This is a genomic window from Duganella aquatilis, assembly GCF_009674565.1.
GTDB classification, from domain to species: Bacteria; Pseudomonadota; Gammaproteobacteria; order Burkholderiales; family Burkholderiaceae_D; genus Rugamonas; species Rugamonas aquatilis.
Genome location: NZ_WKJL01000003.1, coordinates 205,450 through 221,039, shown reverse-complemented (window position 1 = coordinate 221,039; position 15,590 = coordinate 205,450). Strand labels below are relative to the sequence as shown.

Annotated in this window: 15 protein-coding genes and 1 pseudogene; 3 read left to right on the top strand and 13 right to left on the bottom strand. The window is 60.6% G+C overall.

Going from position 1 to position 15,590, the window contains the following annotated elements; genetic code table 11:
- The first annotated feature begins 9 nt into the window (after positions 1-9).
- On the top strand, positions 10-1,146 hold the full coding sequence (locus GJ698_RS07140) for an acyl-CoA dehydrogenase family protein (protein WP_154356917.1): 1,137 nt from the start codon (positions 10-12) through the stop codon (positions 1,144-1,146).
- 8 nt (positions 1,147-1,154) lie between these two features.
- On the opposite strand, the gene GJ698_RS07135 is transcribed toward GJ698_RS07140, so the two are convergent.
- Positions 1,155-1,547: a VOC family protein gene (locus tag GJ698_RS07135; RefSeq protein ID WP_154356916.1), complete on the bottom strand. Its 393-nt coding sequence runs from the start codon at positions 1,545-1,547 to the stop codon at positions 1,155-1,157.
- 174 nt (positions 1,548-1,721) lie between these two features.
- Between GJ698_RS07135 and lpxO the strand changes: the two genes are divergently transcribed.
- Complete coding sequence (gene lpxO / locus GJ698_RS07130) at positions 1,722-2,621, top strand: lipid A hydroxylase LpxO (RefSeq protein WP_154356915.1); 900 nt, start codon at positions 1,722-1,724, stop codon at positions 2,619-2,621.
- Positions 2,622-2,633: 12 nt separating this feature from the next.
- Here the strand turns inward: lpxO and GJ698_RS07125 are convergent, their stop codons facing one another.
- The 9 genes and pseudogenes from GJ698_RS07125 to GJ698_RS07090 form a co-directional block, all read right to left on the bottom strand.
- Positions 2,634-3,164 carry a hypothetical protein gene (locus tag GJ698_RS07125; protein ID WP_154356914.1) on the bottom strand — a complete coding sequence of 177 codons (531 nt, stop codon included), beginning with the start codon at positions 3,162-3,164 and terminating at the stop codon, positions 2,634-2,636.
- A 36-nt stretch (positions 3,165-3,200) separates the two neighbouring features.
- Positions 3,201-3,356 (bottom strand): annotated as a pseudogene (locus GJ698_RS31375) (DUF3144 domain-containing protein); the annotation flags it as partial.
- The gene (locus GJ698_RS31370) at positions 3,302-3,508 is read right to left on the bottom strand and encodes a DUF3144 domain-containing protein (protein ID WP_208023783.1); all 207 of its coding nucleotides are present in this window, start codon (positions 3,506-3,508) and stop codon (positions 3,302-3,304) included. The pseudogene GJ698_RS31375 and the gene GJ698_RS31370, both read right to left, overlap by 55 nt.
- A gap of 324 nt (positions 3,509-3,832) precedes the next feature.
- The gene (locus GJ698_RS07115; RefSeq protein ID WP_154356913.1) at positions 3,833-4,327 is read right to left on the bottom strand and encodes a hypothetical protein; all 495 of its coding nucleotides are present in this window, start codon (positions 4,325-4,327) and stop codon (positions 3,833-3,835) included.
- A 172-nt stretch (positions 4,328-4,499) separates the two neighbouring features.
- Entirely contained in the window at positions 4,500-4,805 is a 306-nt protein-coding gene (locus GJ698_RS07110) for a hypothetical protein (protein ID WP_154356912.1), read from the bottom strand.
- 103 nt (positions 4,806-4,908) lie between these two features.
- Positions 4,909-5,391 carry a hypothetical protein gene (locus tag GJ698_RS07105; protein ID WP_154356911.1) on the bottom strand — a complete coding sequence of 161 codons (483 nt, stop codon included), beginning with the start codon at positions 5,389-5,391 and terminating at the stop codon, positions 4,909-4,911.
- An 89-nt stretch (positions 5,392-5,480) separates the two neighbouring features.
- Positions 5,481-5,843 carry a hypothetical protein gene (locus GJ698_RS07100; RefSeq protein WP_154356910.1) on the bottom strand — a complete coding sequence of 121 codons (363 nt, stop codon included), beginning with the start codon at positions 5,841-5,843 and terminating at the stop codon, positions 5,481-5,483.
- Between the two features lie 47 nt (positions 5,844-5,890).
- Positions 5,891-6,529: a DUF3108 domain-containing protein gene (locus GJ698_RS07095; protein ID WP_154356909.1), complete on the bottom strand. Its 639-nt coding sequence runs from the start codon at positions 6,527-6,529 to the stop codon at positions 5,891-5,893.
- Between the two features lie 32 nt (positions 6,530-6,561).
- Positions 6,562-6,888 (bottom strand): DUF6968 family protein, encoded by a 327-nt coding sequence (locus GJ698_RS07090; RefSeq protein WP_154356908.1) that lies wholly within the window; start codon positions 6,886-6,888, stop codon positions 6,562-6,564.
- 247 nt (positions 6,889-7,135) lie between these two features.
- Here GJ698_RS07090 and GJ698_RS07085 point away from each other — a divergent pair, with 247 nt between their 5' ends.
- Positions 7,136-8,872, top strand: a complete 1,737-nt coding sequence (locus GJ698_RS07085) for an FAD-dependent oxidoreductase (RefSeq protein WP_154356907.1) — start codon at positions 7,136-7,138, stop codon at positions 8,870-8,872.
- On the opposite strand, the gene GJ698_RS07080 is transcribed toward GJ698_RS07085, so the two are convergent.
- The 3 genes from GJ698_RS07080 to GJ698_RS07070 form a co-directional block, all read right to left on the bottom strand.
- A complete protein-coding gene (locus GJ698_RS07080) occupies positions 8,847-9,782 on the bottom strand; it encodes a diguanylate cyclase domain-containing protein (protein WP_154356906.1) in 936 nt (311 codons plus the stop codon). The genes GJ698_RS07085 and GJ698_RS07080 overlap by 26 nt on opposite strands.
- Entirely contained in the window at positions 9,779-14,320 is a 4,542-nt protein-coding gene (locus GJ698_RS07075) for a PAS domain-containing protein (protein WP_371865169.1), read from the bottom strand. Before GJ698_RS07075 ends, GJ698_RS07080 begins: the two co-directional genes overlap by 4 nt.
- A gap of 98 nt (positions 14,321-14,418) precedes the next feature.
- Positions 14,419-15,486: a phosphotransferase gene (locus GJ698_RS07070; RefSeq protein WP_154356904.1), complete on the bottom strand. Its 1,068-nt coding sequence runs from the start codon at positions 15,484-15,486 to the stop codon at positions 14,419-14,421.
- Positions 15,487-15,590: the final 104 nt, after the last annotated feature.

Here is a 15,590-nt window from a genome sequence, read left to right as displayed (position 1 = left end):
GGAGCGGCGATGGATTTCAATTTCAAGGAAGAACAACAGCAGTTTGCCGACGCGCTGCGCCGCTGGGTCGACAAGGATTACGGCTTCGACGTACGTCACCGCATCATCCACTCGCAAAGCGGCGTCTCGGACGTGGCGTGGAACACGCTGGTCGAGCTGGGCATGACGGCCTTGCCGGTGCCGGAAGCGCAGGGCGGTTTCAGCGGCAACGCGGTCGACATGCTGGTGGTGATGCAGGAGCTGGGCCGTGGCCTGGTGGTCGAGCCGTATTTCGCCACCGTGTGGGGCGCCAAGTTCCTGCAACTGGCGAACAACCAGTATCACCGGCTGGAGGACGTGGCCAAGGGCGAGCTCAAGCTGGCGTGCGCGCTGGGCGAAAAGCACTCGCGCTACGACCTGGCCGACATCAAGACCATCGCCAGCATCAACGGCGAAGGCTACCGCATCGACGGCACCAAGACCGTGGTGATCCACGGCGGTCAGGCCGGGGCGCTGATCGTCTCCGCCCGCAGCGCCGGCACGCAACGCGACACCAACGGCATCAGCCTGTTCGTGGTGCCGACCGACACGCCGGGCGTGGTGATCCGCGACTACCGCACCATCGACGGCCAGCGCGCGGCCACGGTGCAGTTCAACCACGTGGCCGTGCCGGCTTCCGCGCTGCTGGGCAAGATGGGCGGCGGCTGGGACATGCTGGAAGAGGCCGCCGACTACGGCGTCAGCCTGCTGTGCGCGGAGGCGGTGGGGGCGATGGACGCGCTGTTCAACGCCACGCTGGAATATCTGAAGACGCGCAAGCAGTTCGGCATCGCGATCGGCAGCTTCCAGGCCTTGCAGCACCGCATGGCCGACATGTACATCCACCTGGAGCAGGCGCGCTCGATGGCGATGCTGGTGGCGGCGCGCATGTCGTGCGATGCGGAGGAGCGACGCCGGGTGGCGTCGGCGGCCAAGGTGCGCATCGGCCAGGCGTCCAAGTTCATCGGCCAGCAGGCGGTGCAGCTGCACGGCGGCATGGGCGTGACCGACGAATTGCCGGCCGCCCATCACTTCAAGCGCTTGACCATGATCGAGCAGACCTTGGGCGATGTCGATCACCATCTGGAACGCTTCGCCGCGCAGCGCGGCTTCCAGCAGCACTCGTAGCGTTACGCCTATGGCGCCATCCAGACCAAGTTCCACAGGTGGCCGTCGATATCCTCGAAGCCCTGGTCGTACATGAAGCCATGGTCCTCTGGCGGATGGGGGATGCGGGCGCCGGCGGCGGCGGCCTTGGCGATCAGGCTGTCGATTTCCTGCGGACTTTCGCAGCTCAGGCAGATGATCACTTCATTGGCTTCTTTCGCCTGCGCGACGGCCTTGTTGGTGAAGGATTTGAAGAAATCCTCCGTCATCAGCATGGCCTGGATGCTGTCTTCCACAATGATCATGAACGCCGCCTGCTCGTTGCTGAATTGCTGATTGAAAGTAAAGCCAAGCGCGGCAAAGAAGGCCTTGGACTTGTCCAGGTCCTTGACCGGCAGATTGAAGATGATTTGCTTGTGCATGATGTCCCCATTCGAAAGTGGATTGAATAAGCGCTGTTTCATCCTGACGACGAATGATGGCACGCCAATTCGACCAGTGCGCGAAAAAATAAGTGGCTGCCCTGCAGCCTTGCGCGAACAACAGTACAATGACTATTCGTCAACGTATGCGAGGGCGGTTTTAGGGGATGTGATATGAAGTATGTTGTCGTGGGTTTTCTGTTTCTCTGCATTTTGCACGTTCATTTTCGCGGCAAGGTGCGCCTGCCTTTCATGCGTCAGTTGTTCGACCATTCGTCGTTCATGGCGCCGATCAACCTGTTCATGCAGTTGTTCTCACGGGTGCCTGCGCAGCCGTTTCTGGACACCGAGCCATGGGAGGAACTGGCGCCGCTGCAGCAGAACTGGCAAGCCATTCGGAGCGAGGCGGTGAACCTGCTGGCGCTGGAAAAAATCAAGGCGGCCGAGCGAAACAACGACGCCGGCTTCAATTCCTTCTTTAAAACCGGTTGGAAGCGCTTTTACCTGAAGTGGTACGCGGCCGGCCATCCGTCCGCTGAACGCCTGTGCCCGCAGACGGTGGCGCTGTTGCGCCGCATTCCATCGGTGAAGGCGGCGATGTTTGCCGAACTGCCGCCCGGCGCCAAGCTCAACCCGCATCGCGACCCGTATGCCGGTTCGCTGCGTTATCACCTCGGTCTGGCGACGCCGAACGACGACCGCTGCTTCATCGAAGTCGATGGCCAGCGCCATAGCTGGCGCGATGGCCAGAGCGTGATCTTCGACGAAACCTATATCCACTGGGCCGTCAACGGCAGCGAGACCAACCGCGTGATCCTGTTCTGCGATATTGAGCGTCCGATGCGCTTTCGCTGGGCCCAGGCGCTCAACCGCTGGCTGGGGCGCACGCTGATGACCGCCGCCAGTTCGCCCAACGAAACAGGCGACCAGGTCGGCCTGATCAGCAAACTGTTCACGATTTCCTATGTCATGGGGCAGTACCGGAGGCGCTACAAGGCGTGGAATAAAACCGCCTACCGGGTCACCAAGGCGGGTCTGATTATCGGTTTGGCGGGGTTGATCATCTGGCTGTGAGGGTCTCAGCACTTATTTTATGTGGCATTGACGGTCTGGATGTCTTTTGACTTCTTCAGCATCCTGTAAGTCAATGGCACACGATTTGAATACTTTGTATCGGGAACCATCAAATTTAAGCAGTGAATCTGAGTAATGCCCAGCTGTACCGCTGGGCATACTGAGGTCTCGCAGTCCATTGGTCTTTGAATTCGATAAAACTACTGCTTGACCGCCGTTGTCCAGCACGATGCGGTAGTGGTTTTTTTCATTTTTCAATATCCAGATTTTTGCAGTCGCTGCACCCCAAGCACATCCATCGGCGGTCTTTGCAATCCAGTCCAGTTTGCGGCCGTTCCCGTTCAAGTCGACGGCACTTCCGACAAACTCGCCTTGTGCACAGTCCTTGTAGTTTGTTTGCCTGACATGCGCACGCAAAGCAGATGCGACCGCCGGCGGCACTCTGCGCAGGCTTTCGTCCTCAATGTCGAAGTCGCCCTTGGCGTGGGCAGGGTGCAATGCTGTACATACCAAAAGCGATATCACAACGGGTGGGGCATACAAGTGCCTAGCCATATGAGCCTTGTTCAGTTTTGGACGCTATTGGTCATCAGTCGCTGTCTTGATCGGCGGTTTCATGTACTGCTCAAAGTTCTCGATATAGTCGTCCAGATTCTCCGTCAAACATCTTTCGTACTGGGTCACAAAGTAGGCAATGGTCTCCGCACGCGCTGCTTGCATATCTTCCTTTTTCTGAAATCCACAGGCACTTCGTCATTGAATCGGGATGCCGCGTACATGAACGAGGCGCTGACTATTCCGCTAGTCGCATCGCTTAATTGCTCGTTCGCCAGATGAATGTGCGCATCAGCATGATTGTAGAAATGGTCGTCAGTTTGCTGATGCATATTCAAAATTGATTCCTTGGATTTCACAGACCGCACAGCAGCAAGTTATCATGAAAGTCCGCATTTCGCTGGTGAGTTGTTAGAAAAGCTCCACCACAACACATTCGTCACAGCGCTTTATCAGCTATCTATTCCTACGGTGGGGAGGGGAGACTGAATTCTCCCTATCAAGCCGACTGCCTTCTGCAAACACAATGTAGTGAGCGTATCGGCTGCATCCGCCCCAACTCGGACATTCACTTTACACACGCAGGGTCGTAAATAATTTGAATTCCATCGTATTTTTTAATCAAAGCGTCGCTTATGCTGATATGGATGAGTTAGTTAGCAATCCGAGACATTGCGTTTCATGGTACGGACAATATTTCCATGCCGAGAAACAAACTGCAGCTCATCGCCACGCCCAAAAACTTTAATGACACCGGGGAGCGAGGCGACAAAATCACTTATCACTACGAACTCATCATCACTCTTCTTTTCTACGAAAAAGTAGCGCTCCTTGCCCACACGTGGTATCTCGATCGACATCAGCTCAAGTCGCTGGTCCGGTGCGCCGTGCATCTGATTGGCGTAAAAAGAACCATACGTAGGAAATCTGAGCTCAATCATAGCGCTGAGAATTTCATCCTTCGATTTGAAATGCGGCCCGAAAGGTATGATCTCCATGATCTTTTCCAGTCGTTGAGCTTCTTCCCAGGGAATTTTCTCTCTATCGAGCAAAAACGACCGCTCGTGAAAAAATATCTTCCGCAGTTTTATGCGATGGCCGAAATACTGAATACTTCTAATAATTCTTATACCAAAAATGAGGTCAAGCATTGTCGAAATAACTCAAAAAAGTGGAGTGTCATGCTTATGCCCTTGTCAGCCATCGGCTCTAAACAGGTCTTGGCGCGTCCGTCCGCTCTTGGCCGAAGGCTGCATAACGAGTCTCGCGTCAACAAACCGATGACGACGTCGTTTCTCCTGACTTTAGAAGGACGGCCACGGTTCATCGGTAAAGCTTCCCATCCTTCGTGCAGGCCAAGCTCTGGGCTGTCTTCAAATATACCTTAGAGTCGCAGGCGGATTTCTGAGGCAATGCTTGAATTCCATTGTAGATATCTTTGGCCGCACGGCCTTCGACAATAAACACTACCCGATCCTCTTTTTCACCAGAGGGAGGGTCTATGAGCGAGCGCCCGGTGATCGCGTAAGTTCCATCCAACTTCTTAAATTCAGCAGCAGAGCCAGTAATAGAAACAGCAATAGAAACAACACTTAGCACGCACATCGTCACTAACATCGAGAGTTTCATTCATCGTCCTTCGTGACTGAATGCATCATGGTATTAAAGTCTATTTCAGATTTTGGTACAAGAACAGTCCGGTATTGGCCGAATGCCGTAGCTTAGCCGATAACTATCGCCCGAGCCGAATAATGTTCACCTGCACTTTGCACATGGCCTGAGTCCAAGGGAAAGTATCTTCGATTTCCCCTCCATCGTATTCCACGATCTCCGGCTTCCAACGCTTATGCTCAACATCAACGACTGACTTCAGGCGGTACTTCTTGCCTGCTTCAGCTGTGAACTGAAGCGGGAAGTCACCGACCGATTGTAAACAGAGCACAAAAAATCGCGAATTCAGTTCGTGCCGACCTGGTGCAAGGGCAATCGCTTCGCGCCGCTTTCCGGCAGAATGGGCTAAGTCCCGAGACTCATCATTAGGATGCTCGGTAATACTGTCCACACGGGTTACAACGACATGCGGATCAATAAATAACGTAGCAATTTGGCTTGGTTCTCTGTCGGCTCCATCATAGAGCTTGATTGTGCTCGTGGTCGTGCAGGCAGTAAGGAAAATTAGGCTGGTAAGTATAGGAAAAAAGCGAGATATATTCATGAAGCTCCTTGGTGGCGCTGTTGGACTAAACGGCTGACTGCTCATTCCCGACCGCTTTGGCCGTTTACGGGTTTGGGGGAGCAGCCTTTTTACAACGAATCCTGAGCCGGGCAGTCTTGGTCCCAGCTGTCAATTTTGAGGTCTTTGAATTGCTCACCCCAAGTAATTATGCGAAGGCACTTATTCTTCTTAGCATAGTGAACTATGCATACGGGCTTGTCCATCGCGCAGCTTTCTAATCCTTCAACTCCATGCTCTTTAATGGTTTTTTCACTGCCGATGTATTCATACCCGTCTCTAGTATGAACTACTCGCTGACGCCAGCCGCTGCGGCGAAGCGATGTATCAGCCATTTGATAGCTCATCCCTTTCTTGATAGGAACCACCTCAGATTCCGCAAAGGTTTTTGCCGCAAGTCCAAGAAAGACAGGTATTAGAATGTATTTTTTCATTTAGCTGAAGGCAGAATTTGGGAACGACTGCTGCTGGCCGATTTCGGTTAGTTGACGTTCACTGAAATTAATTCGTTCGAGATTTTTATAATTGGAGCTCCGTCTAGAGTACGATACTCGCGAACAGACTGCACCATTGCCTTTGCCTTAGGTGCGAACCAATACGTTACGGAAAATTTTTCTAAGTTAATTCCTTGGTACGTGCGTTTTCCTTTTCCTTGGATTTTTATAGCCTGAAAGGTTCCTGCTTTAGAATTAATTACTTCCTCTCCTACTACGATGAAATCTATCTGTTCAAGCACGTCGCCAGCCTTGATTTCACTTTTCCATTCCGAACCTACCTTTAGACCTTCTTTGCAGGAGTTAACTAGGTCAAGATTGGTTCGGCCCACGAAATCACGAAGACAATTTGTCGCAGGTAACGACTCAATGGGCTGCCAAATGACTTGACCTGAGGCCGTGATCGCTTTTGCCCATCCAAGCATCATGTCGCCGCTCTTTTTCTTGAAAAGCATACTTAAGCGTATTTCATTTGAGACGTCGGGCTTACCTGGCTCGGTTCGTAACTGAAGAAAAGTCCATTCATCGTTTGGAGAAAACTCTTGAAGTTCTACACCATAAGCTAAGCCGCAAAAAAACATCATCCCAAGCATAACGGATTTGAGCTTCGTAAAGTGCTGCAACATGTACTACCTTTCTCAATATCCGCAATCGGCCGTCAGCGGCCTCCAAAAAGTGATGTAATTAATTCAAGGTCAAGATGCTTTCCATCTTCTGAAAGGTCCAATATCTCTCCATTTTCAATTAGCCATTTAAGTCGCTTGCTGACTAAGTTTAGCGCCAAAGACATCGCCTGGAGTGAACTAATCCCGACGATATCAGAATAACGCCCCTCAAATCCAAATATCGCACAAGGACAAGCCCAATCAATATTTTTCCTATATGGCGCACCAATCATCACTTGTACGGGAGCTGTCGTACCATCTTTTTTATGCCAGATGAAGTCATGTGTCGCAATGACCGTGGGATTCTCAATTTTCATCATAGTTTTTGGGTCTAACTTGGCACACTTGAGTATCCGTTCCTGGCCGAACTTGGCCGGCGCCCGTAAAGAATAACATTTTGTCAAACTGAAAAAATACGCGGAATCTCACGGTAAGAGCTGGCGGCGACTTGCCCGGAGTGGGAGCCACAATGATATGATTTCCAACATGCCTTGCTAAGTGTGGTCGAATTCCTTATCGTCTGAAAATCTCGCAGAACATCCGCCGTTATAAAAAGGTGTGCCCGTTATGAAGAGCCACGCAGAGCATCCTCCACTTCCCACCGAGGCATTGGAAAAACGCCGGGCGCAGATTTATCCCGTTCTCAGCAAAGCTGATATCCGCCACGTCCGTCGCTTTGGCCCTGAGCGCCATTTCGAGGCCGGTGAGAGGATTTATCGTGCCGGGCAGCAAACGCCGGGCACGCTCTTCATTCTTGAAGGCCGTATTGCGGTCTACCGCAACGACGGCTTCAGCACAGACAGCCTGATGGCTACCTTGCAGGCGCGCCAGTTCACCGGGGAGATCGGCCAACTATCGGATCGCCCGTCGATGGCCGACGGCGTCGCCATCGACCGCGTGACTGCCATCGTGCTGTCGGCGGAAGCGCTGCGCGCCTTGCTGGTGGCCCATGCCGACCTGGGCGAACTGATGATACGCTCGCTCATCTTGCGCAGCGTTGCGCTGCTGGAGAAAAATTCGGGTGGCCCGGTCTTCATCGGGCCGCCGGGGCATGCGCGCATCCATGCGCTGCAAAGCTTCCTGACCGCCAACTCCCATCCCTACACGGTGCTCGATCCGCACACCGACCAGCGCGCCGCGGCACTGGTCGCCGCCGAGCAGCCGGCCGCAGACGATTGGCCGCTGGTGATCTGTCCGGGCGTCGGCCTGAAAAAAAATCCGTCCATTCCTGAGCTGGGTCGTTGCGTCGGCATGCTGAGGCACTTGAGCGAAGACACTGTATGGGACGTGATTATTGTCGGCGGCGGACCGGCCGGCTTGGCTGCTGCCGTGTACGCGGCGTCCGAGGGGCTGTCGGCGCTGGTGCTGGAAACGCGCGCCTACGGCGGTCAGGCCGGCGCCAGCGCGCGCATCGAAAATTACCTGGGTTTCCCGACCGGCATTTCAGGCGCCGGCCTGACTGGCCGCGCCTACGTACAGGCGGAAAAATTTGGCGTCGAGATCGCCATCCCGGCGCCGGCGGGACGCCTGCTCTGTGCCAGCTGGCCCTTGCAAGTGGAGATGTGCGGCAGCCTGACGATGCTGAAGGCGCGCAGTGTGGTGTTGTCGTGTGGCGCGCGCTACCGCCGGCCCGCGCTGGACGGGCTCAAGCAGTTCGAGGGACGCGGCGTGTATTTCTGGGCCTCGTCGGTCGAGGCGCAGCTGTGCAAGATGGAGGAAATCGTGCTGGTCGGCGGCGGCAATTCGGCGGGCCAAGCGGCGGTGTATCTGGCGGCGCATGCGGCGAAAGTGCACATGCTGATCCGCAAGGGCAGCCTGTCATCGACCATGTCCAGCTATCTGATCGAGCGCATCGCGGCACATCCGAATATCGCATTGCACACCCATTCCGAGATTGTCGGCATCGCGGGCGACGACGATGGCTTGAAACAGGTGCGGATCCGCGACGCCCGCAGCAACGAGGAAGTCACGCGCCAGACGCGGCGCCTGTTTTTGTTCATCGGCGCCGATCCGAACACCGGCTGGCTCGATGGCTGCGGCATCGCCGTGGACCGCCACGGGTTCATTCTTACCGGCACTGACGTCGAGCAAGCTCCGCTGTGCGAGACCAGCGATGTCGAGCAGGATTACGTTCGCAGCGTCCAGGCGCAGTCGACGCTGATGACCAGTGTGCCCGGCGTCTTTGCCATCGGCGATGTGCGGGCCGGGTCGACCAAGCGGGTGGCGGCGGCCGTCGGCGAGGGGGCCGCGGTGGTGGCGCAAATCCACGCCTTTTTGGTCAACGCTCCGCGCTCTCCAGACTGATGCAATAGCGGTTGCGGCCGGTCTGCTTGGCGCGGTAGAGGTTGTTGTCGGCGATGCGAATCAGCGGGCTGGGATCGTAGCCTTCGAGCGGCGGCAGTGCGGTGGCCAGGCCCATGCTGACGCTGACGTGCGGCGCCGTCAGCGAGGCGGCGTGCGGAATGTCGAGCTTGCGCACTTCCTCCAGGATGCGGTTGGCCACCACTTCGGTGCCGTCGGCGCCTTCCTGCGGCAGCAGCAGGATGAATTCCTCGCCGCCGTAGCGCGCCAGCATGTCCTGCGGCCGCGTGGCGCAGCGCTTCATGGCGGCGCTCACTTGCTGCAGGCAGGCGTCGCCGGCCTGGTGGCCGTAGTGGTCGTTGTACAGCTTGAAGTGGTCGATGTCGATCATGATCACCGACAGCGGCAGGCCGGCGCGCGCGCAGCGCCGCCATTCGGCCTCGACGGTGTCGTTGAAGTTGCGGCGGTTGGCGACGCCGGTCAGGCCGTCCGTCATGCTGAGTTCGCGCATGGCGTCGCCCTGACGCTTGATGGTCAGCTGGCTGCGCACGCGCGCCCGCACCACCGCCACGTTGAATGGTTTGCTGATGAAGTCGACCGCGCCGGCTTCCAGCGCCCGCGTTTCGTCTTCCGGCTGGCTCAGCGCGGTGACGAAGATGACCGGGATGTCCTGCAGCCGCGGCGAGCTGCGCAACGCCGCCACCACCGCGTAGCCGTCCATGCCGGGCATGACGGCGTCCAGCAGGATCAGGTCCGGCTGCTGGTCGTGGGCGATCTGCAAGGCTTGCTCGCCGTCCAGCGCGAACAGCACTTCGTGTTCTTCGCGCAGCGCATGGTGCAGGATCTGGATGTTTTCCATGGTGTCGTCGACCACGAGTATCCGTCCGTTCCTGGCCAGGTCGGTCCAAGTCATGCACTTTCCTTTCGCTGCAACATTTCTTCCACCATCTGGCGTGCGGCCTTGAAGTTGAGGGTTTCCACGGCTTCTCCCAGGGCCTGCGCTTGCCCGGTCGACGCCAGAGCAGGCCGCAGGGCCTTGAAATGTTCCAGTGCTTTCAGATTGTTATTCTGAAGCAAACCTTGTAACTCCGCCAGTTTTTGCGCCAAGTCAGAAGGGGGAGTGTTGCTTGTAGGAATATCCGGCCGGGGCGCGGCCAGGTTGCGGACGGTGCGGGCGATCAGATTCAGCGCCTCGTCCAGCCGGTTCAGCGCGGCCGGCATGGCCAGCGTGTCGGCGCTGGCGTCGTGCAGCACGGCCTCGGCCGCGCCGGCGAGCCGGGCGACGTCGGCCGCGCCCAGGTTGGCGGCCACGCCGCGCAGGCGGTGCAGCACCTGGGCCGCCTGTGGGCGCTGGCCGGCGCCGAGCAGGGTGCGCACTTCGCCGACGGCGCCGCCCTGTGATTGCTCGAAGCGCTTGAGCAGGGCGCTGAGGGCGTCGTAGTTGCCGCCCAGCCGGCTCAGTGCGGCTTCGACGTCGATGCCGGGCAAGGGCGAGATCGGCGGCATCAGCGCGGCCGCCGGCGTCGGCGGCGGCGCCTTGGCCGGCACCGGCGCCACCATCTCGCGGGTGGCGTCGCGGATGGTCACCAGCCGCGTCAGCACCGAGATCAGCTCCTCGACGTCGATCGGCTTGGCCACGTGGGCGTTCATGCCGGCTTCGGCGGCGCGGCGGCGGTCGTCTTCCAGCACGTTGGCGGTCATGGCGATGATCGGCAAGGTCAGCCGGCCCTGGCGGCGGATTTCGCGGGTGGCGTCGTAGCCGTTCATCACCGGCATCTGCACGTCCATCAGCACCACGTCGTAGCGTTCGGGCGCGGCGGCCAGCAGTTCCACCGCCAGCTGGCCGTTGGACGCCACCTCCACCGTGGCGCCGGCGTGCAGCAGCATGTATTCCGCCACTTCCTGGTTGATTTCGTTGTCTTCCACCAGCAGGATGCGCATGCCGGCCAGGCGGCCGTGCAGCGGCGTGTGTTCCAGCTGCGCCAGCAGACCGTCGGCCGCCTGGTCGCCGGCCAGCAGGCTGCTGACGCGTTCCAGCAGCCGCGCCGGGCTGACCGGCTTGGCCAGCACGCCAGCCAGCCCCAGCGTGGCCGCCTGCTGCACCAGCGCGGCGGCGCGGTGCTCCGAGGTCATCATCAGCACCGGCGGCAGGGCCAGGTCGGGCGGCAGCTGTTGCAGCAGGGCGGGGCCGTCGACGCCCGGCATGTCCTGGTCCAGCAGCAGCAGGTCGTAGGGGCGGGCGGCGCGGGCGCGTTCCAGCAGCAGCGTGCGGGCCTGGTCGGCGCCGGTGGCGCAAGCGGTGTGCCAGCCGAAGCTACGGCCGGCTTCATACAGTGCCTTGCGCACGCTGGCGTTGTCGTCGACGATCAGCACCGACAGCGTGGTGGTGGCCGACGGCGCCGGCGCGGCGGCCAGCGGCGCGCTGCATTCCAGCGGGCAGGCGAACAGGAATTCGGCGCCGTGCCCCGGTTCGCTGCTGACGCTGATGGCGCCGCCCATCATGTCGGCCAGCTGGCGGCAGATGGCCAACCCCAGGCCGGCGCCGCCGAACTGGCGGCTGGTGCTGCTGTCGGCCTGCGAGAAGGCGTCGAAGATGCCGGCCTGCTTGTCGGGGGCGATGCCGATGCCGGTGTCGCGCACCGAGAATTCCACCAGCAGCGCCTGGTCGCCTGGCCGGGCCGAGCCGGGCGCGGGGCGCACCGTCAGCACCACTTCGCCGTGGGCGGTGAACTTGATGGCGTTGCTGACCAGGTTGAGCAGCACCTGCTGCAGCCGCATCGGGTCGCCCGCCAGCTCGGTCGGCATGGCCGGATCGATGTCGAACACCAGCTCGACGCCCTTGTCGCAGGCGCTGCCGCTGAGCATGACGCTGATGCTGTCGAGGATGTGCTGCAGGTGGAAATTGGCGTGTTCCAGCACCAGCTGGCCGGCCTCCACCCGCGAAAAGTCGAGCACGTCGTTGACCAGGCTGAGCAGCGATTGCGTGGCGAACTGGATCTTGTGCAGATAGCCGCGTTCGCGCGGCGCCAGCGGCGCTTCCTCCAGCAGCCGCGCCAGGCCGATGATGGCGTTCATCGGCGTGCGGATCTCGTGGCTCATATTGGCCAGGAACTCGCTCTTGGCGCGGCTGGCCGCCTCGGCGCGGTCGCGCGCCAGGATCAGTTCTTCGTTGACGACCTGCAGGTGCAATTCGGTTTCCTTTAATTCGGTGACATCGGAGACTAGCACAAAGAAACCGACTACTGCTCCCGTATCGTCGACATCCGGGATGTAATTGACCCAGGTATGGCTGATGTCGCCCGACGGCCAGCGCAATTTGCCGGCAAAGCCCTGCGGCTCGCCGGCCAGCGCCGCCTGCACGTAGGCGGCGCCCTCGGCGTATTCCTCGGCGCCGGCCACGTCCGGCATGTGGGCGCCGATGATGGCCTCGTGGCTCAGGCCGTGCCATTCGAGGAAGTAGCGGTTGGCGAAGCGGCAGCGCAGCGCGGCGTCCCAGTAGGCCACCATGCCGGGCAGGTTGTCGGTGACGGTGCGCACGAAGTGTTCGCTGGCGGCCAGCCGCTCGGCGGTGGCGCGCAGCACTTCCTTGGCCTGCTTGCGGTCGGTGATGTCGAGCGAGAAGCCGAGCACGTGGGTGGCGATGCCGTGCTCGTCGCGCAGCGCCACCTTGCGGGTGGTCAGGTAGCGGGTGCCGTCGGGCGTGGTCAGCGGTTCCTCGGCGATCTCGGTCACCACGCCGGGCGCGCTGGCCAGCACGCGGCGGTCGTCGGCAATGAAGACTTCCGCCTGCTCGGGGGGCACGAAATCGTAGTCGTTCTTGCCGATGATTTGCTCGCCGCCGACGCCCAGCATCTGCGCGCCATGGCGGTTGAACATGTCGTAGCGCAGGTCGTCGGCGCGCTTCAGGAAAATCATCGCCGGGATGTTTTCCACCACCGAACTCAGAAGCCGGCGCGAGCGTTGCAGTTCCGCCTCCACGTATTTTTGCTCGGTGACGTCGAGCACCAGGGCGGTGATGCCGATGATCTTGCCGTCGGTGCCAAATTGCGGGTAATAGCTCAGCACCCAGTGGCGCAGCTGGTCCGGCGACGAGGCCGGGTGGCCGCTGCGTTCGATGCCGGTCAGCGGCTTGCCGCTGCTGAGCACGATGCGGTAGTCTTCCAGCACGCTGCGGCGCACGGCGTGGTCGGGGATCATGTCGCCGATGTGGCGGCCCAGGTGCGCCACCACTTTCTGCTGGTTGAGCGCGGCCAGGTAATCGTTGATGCGCAGCACCCGCAGTTCGGCGTCGACGTAGCTGAGGCCGACCGGCGCGGTGGCGTACAGCGTTTCGAGCTGGGTGCGGTTCTTTTCCAGCTGGCTGGTGCGCTCGGCGACCAGGCTTTCCAGCTCCTGGCTATGGCGGCGCAGGTCGCCTTCCACCGCGCCCAGCGCGCGCGCCACCATGTCGGCCTCGCGGAAGGCGGCGGCCGGCATGGCGAACGGCCGGCCGCTGGCCAGCGCCTGGGCCGGCGCCACCAGCTCGCGCACCGAGCGGGCGATGCGGCCGCCGACCGCCCACGCCAGCGAGAAACCGGCCGCCAGCACCGCGATCATTGTGGCGGCGATCAGCGCCACCGCGTTCATCAACTCTTCGTAGGCCTTGGACTGCGGCGTGGCCACGCCCACCACCGCGCCGCTGACCGGCGCCCGGCTCAGGCCGAGGTAGACCGGCGTGCCGTTGGCGTCTTCGGTGTCGAGCAGGTTTTCCTGCGGCTTGTGCAGGTAGGCGCGCAGCGCCGGCGTCGCCGCATGGCCCAGCAGCAGGCGCGGGCCGCCGTACTGGGCCACCACGTTGTCGTCGCCGTCGTACACGGTCAGGGCCTGGTCGGCGCTGATGTGCTCATCGGCGATGATGCGCGCCAGGCGGTCCGGCTTCAGCAGCGCGGTCATGGCGTAGGCCACGTGGCTGTCGATGAACACCGGCACGTCGAGCGCCAGCAGGGCGCTGCCTTCCACCACCACCACCGACATCTGCGGCCGGCCGTGGCCGAACAGCGGCGCCAGGCGGCGCGCGTTGTTGACCGGATTGAGCGTGTCGGGCAGCGCCGCGCCGACGTTCAGCGCGGCCTTGCCGGTGAGGTCGCTCAGGATGAATTGCGACGCCGGGAATTGCGGACTGAGCATGGCGCCGGCCTGCAGGCGCAGCGCCGCCAGGTCGCCGCTGCGCAGGCTGGGCGAGGAGGCCAGCGCGGTGGCGGCGCCTTCGCTCTGCACCAGGTCGCGGTCGATGGCGGCGGCCACCGCGCGCGCGGCCTGCTGGGTGTCTTCCTTGAGGTTGTCGCGCTCGCGCGTGTAGAACTGGCCGACCAGGGCGCCGAAGCCGACCACCGTGGGCAGCGCGCAAGCCAGCACCAGCAGCGCGATCTGCGAGCGGATGGATGGCAGGGATTTGCGTTTTGTTTCTGGCACGCGCTTGGCCTCGGTCATGGTGCTGGCAGCACGATAGTAGCCGAGGCCGGAGTTTTCAGAAAGTGCTTTTGTCCAGGGCGAACCTTAACGCCACACCGTCAGATCGGTTTGCCGCAGGCGTAGGCCCAGCCCAGTTCGGCCATCGGCCGCGCCATCCTGCCCGATTCCAGCGCCTGGGCGCTGGCGGCGGTGCCGTCGACGTAGCGCTTCATGATGCCTTGCATGATGCTCGCCAGGCGGAACATATTGAACGCCAGGTAGAAATTGAAGTCGGCCAGCTGGATGGTCTTGCCGGTGCGCTCGGCGTAGCGGGCGATGTATTCCTGCTGGGTCGGGATGCCCAGCGCCTGCAGGTCCAGGCCGGCGATGCCGCGGAACTGGCCGGGCGGGATGTGCCAGCTCATGCAGTGGTAGGAGAAGTCGGCGAACGGGTGGCCCAGCGTCGACAGTTCCCAGTCCAGCACCGCCAGGATGCGCGGCTCGGTCGGGTGGAACAGCATGTTATCGAGGCGGAAGTCGCCATGCACGATGGCCGTGTCGTCGCCCGGCGGGATGTGGGCCGGCAGCCAGGCGATCAGCTGGTCCATGGCCTCGATGGTTTCGGTTTGCGAGGCCAGGTATTGCCTGGTCCAGCGTTCGATCTGGCGCGCGAAGTAGTTGCCCGGCTTGCCGTAGTCGGCCAGGCCGATGGCAGCGTAGTCCACCGTGTGCAGCTGGGCGATGACGCGGTTCAGTTCATCGTAGATGGCGGCGCGTTGCTCCGGCGTCATGCCGGGCAGCGACTGGTCCCACAGCACGCGGCCTTCGACGAACTCCATCACGTAGAAGGCGCGGCCGATCACGGCTTCGTCGGTGCACAGCGCGTATTGGCGGGCGGCGGGGAAGCCGTGCTGTTGCAGCGCATCCATGACGCGGTATTCGCGCTCGATGGCGTGCGCCGACGGCAGCAGCTTGTCGGCCGGCGCCGGCTTGGTGCGCAACACATAGTGCTGGCCGCCGACGCTCAGCTTGAAAGTGGGATTGGACTGGCCGCCCTTGAATTGCTCGGCCGTCAGTTCGCCGTCCGGGTAGCCTGCCACATGCTGGCGCAGCCAGGCGTTGAGGGCGGCGGTGTCGAACTGGTGGCGCGACGATACCGCCTTGGTGCCGATGAATTCTTCGAACATGCTGCTGTCTCCAACTTTTTATATGCGTGACAGCCATTCTAGATCAAAAAAGTACGGATGTGCTTTTAATCTCGGTGGAAGGCGGCGGGCGTTGAACGACGGGC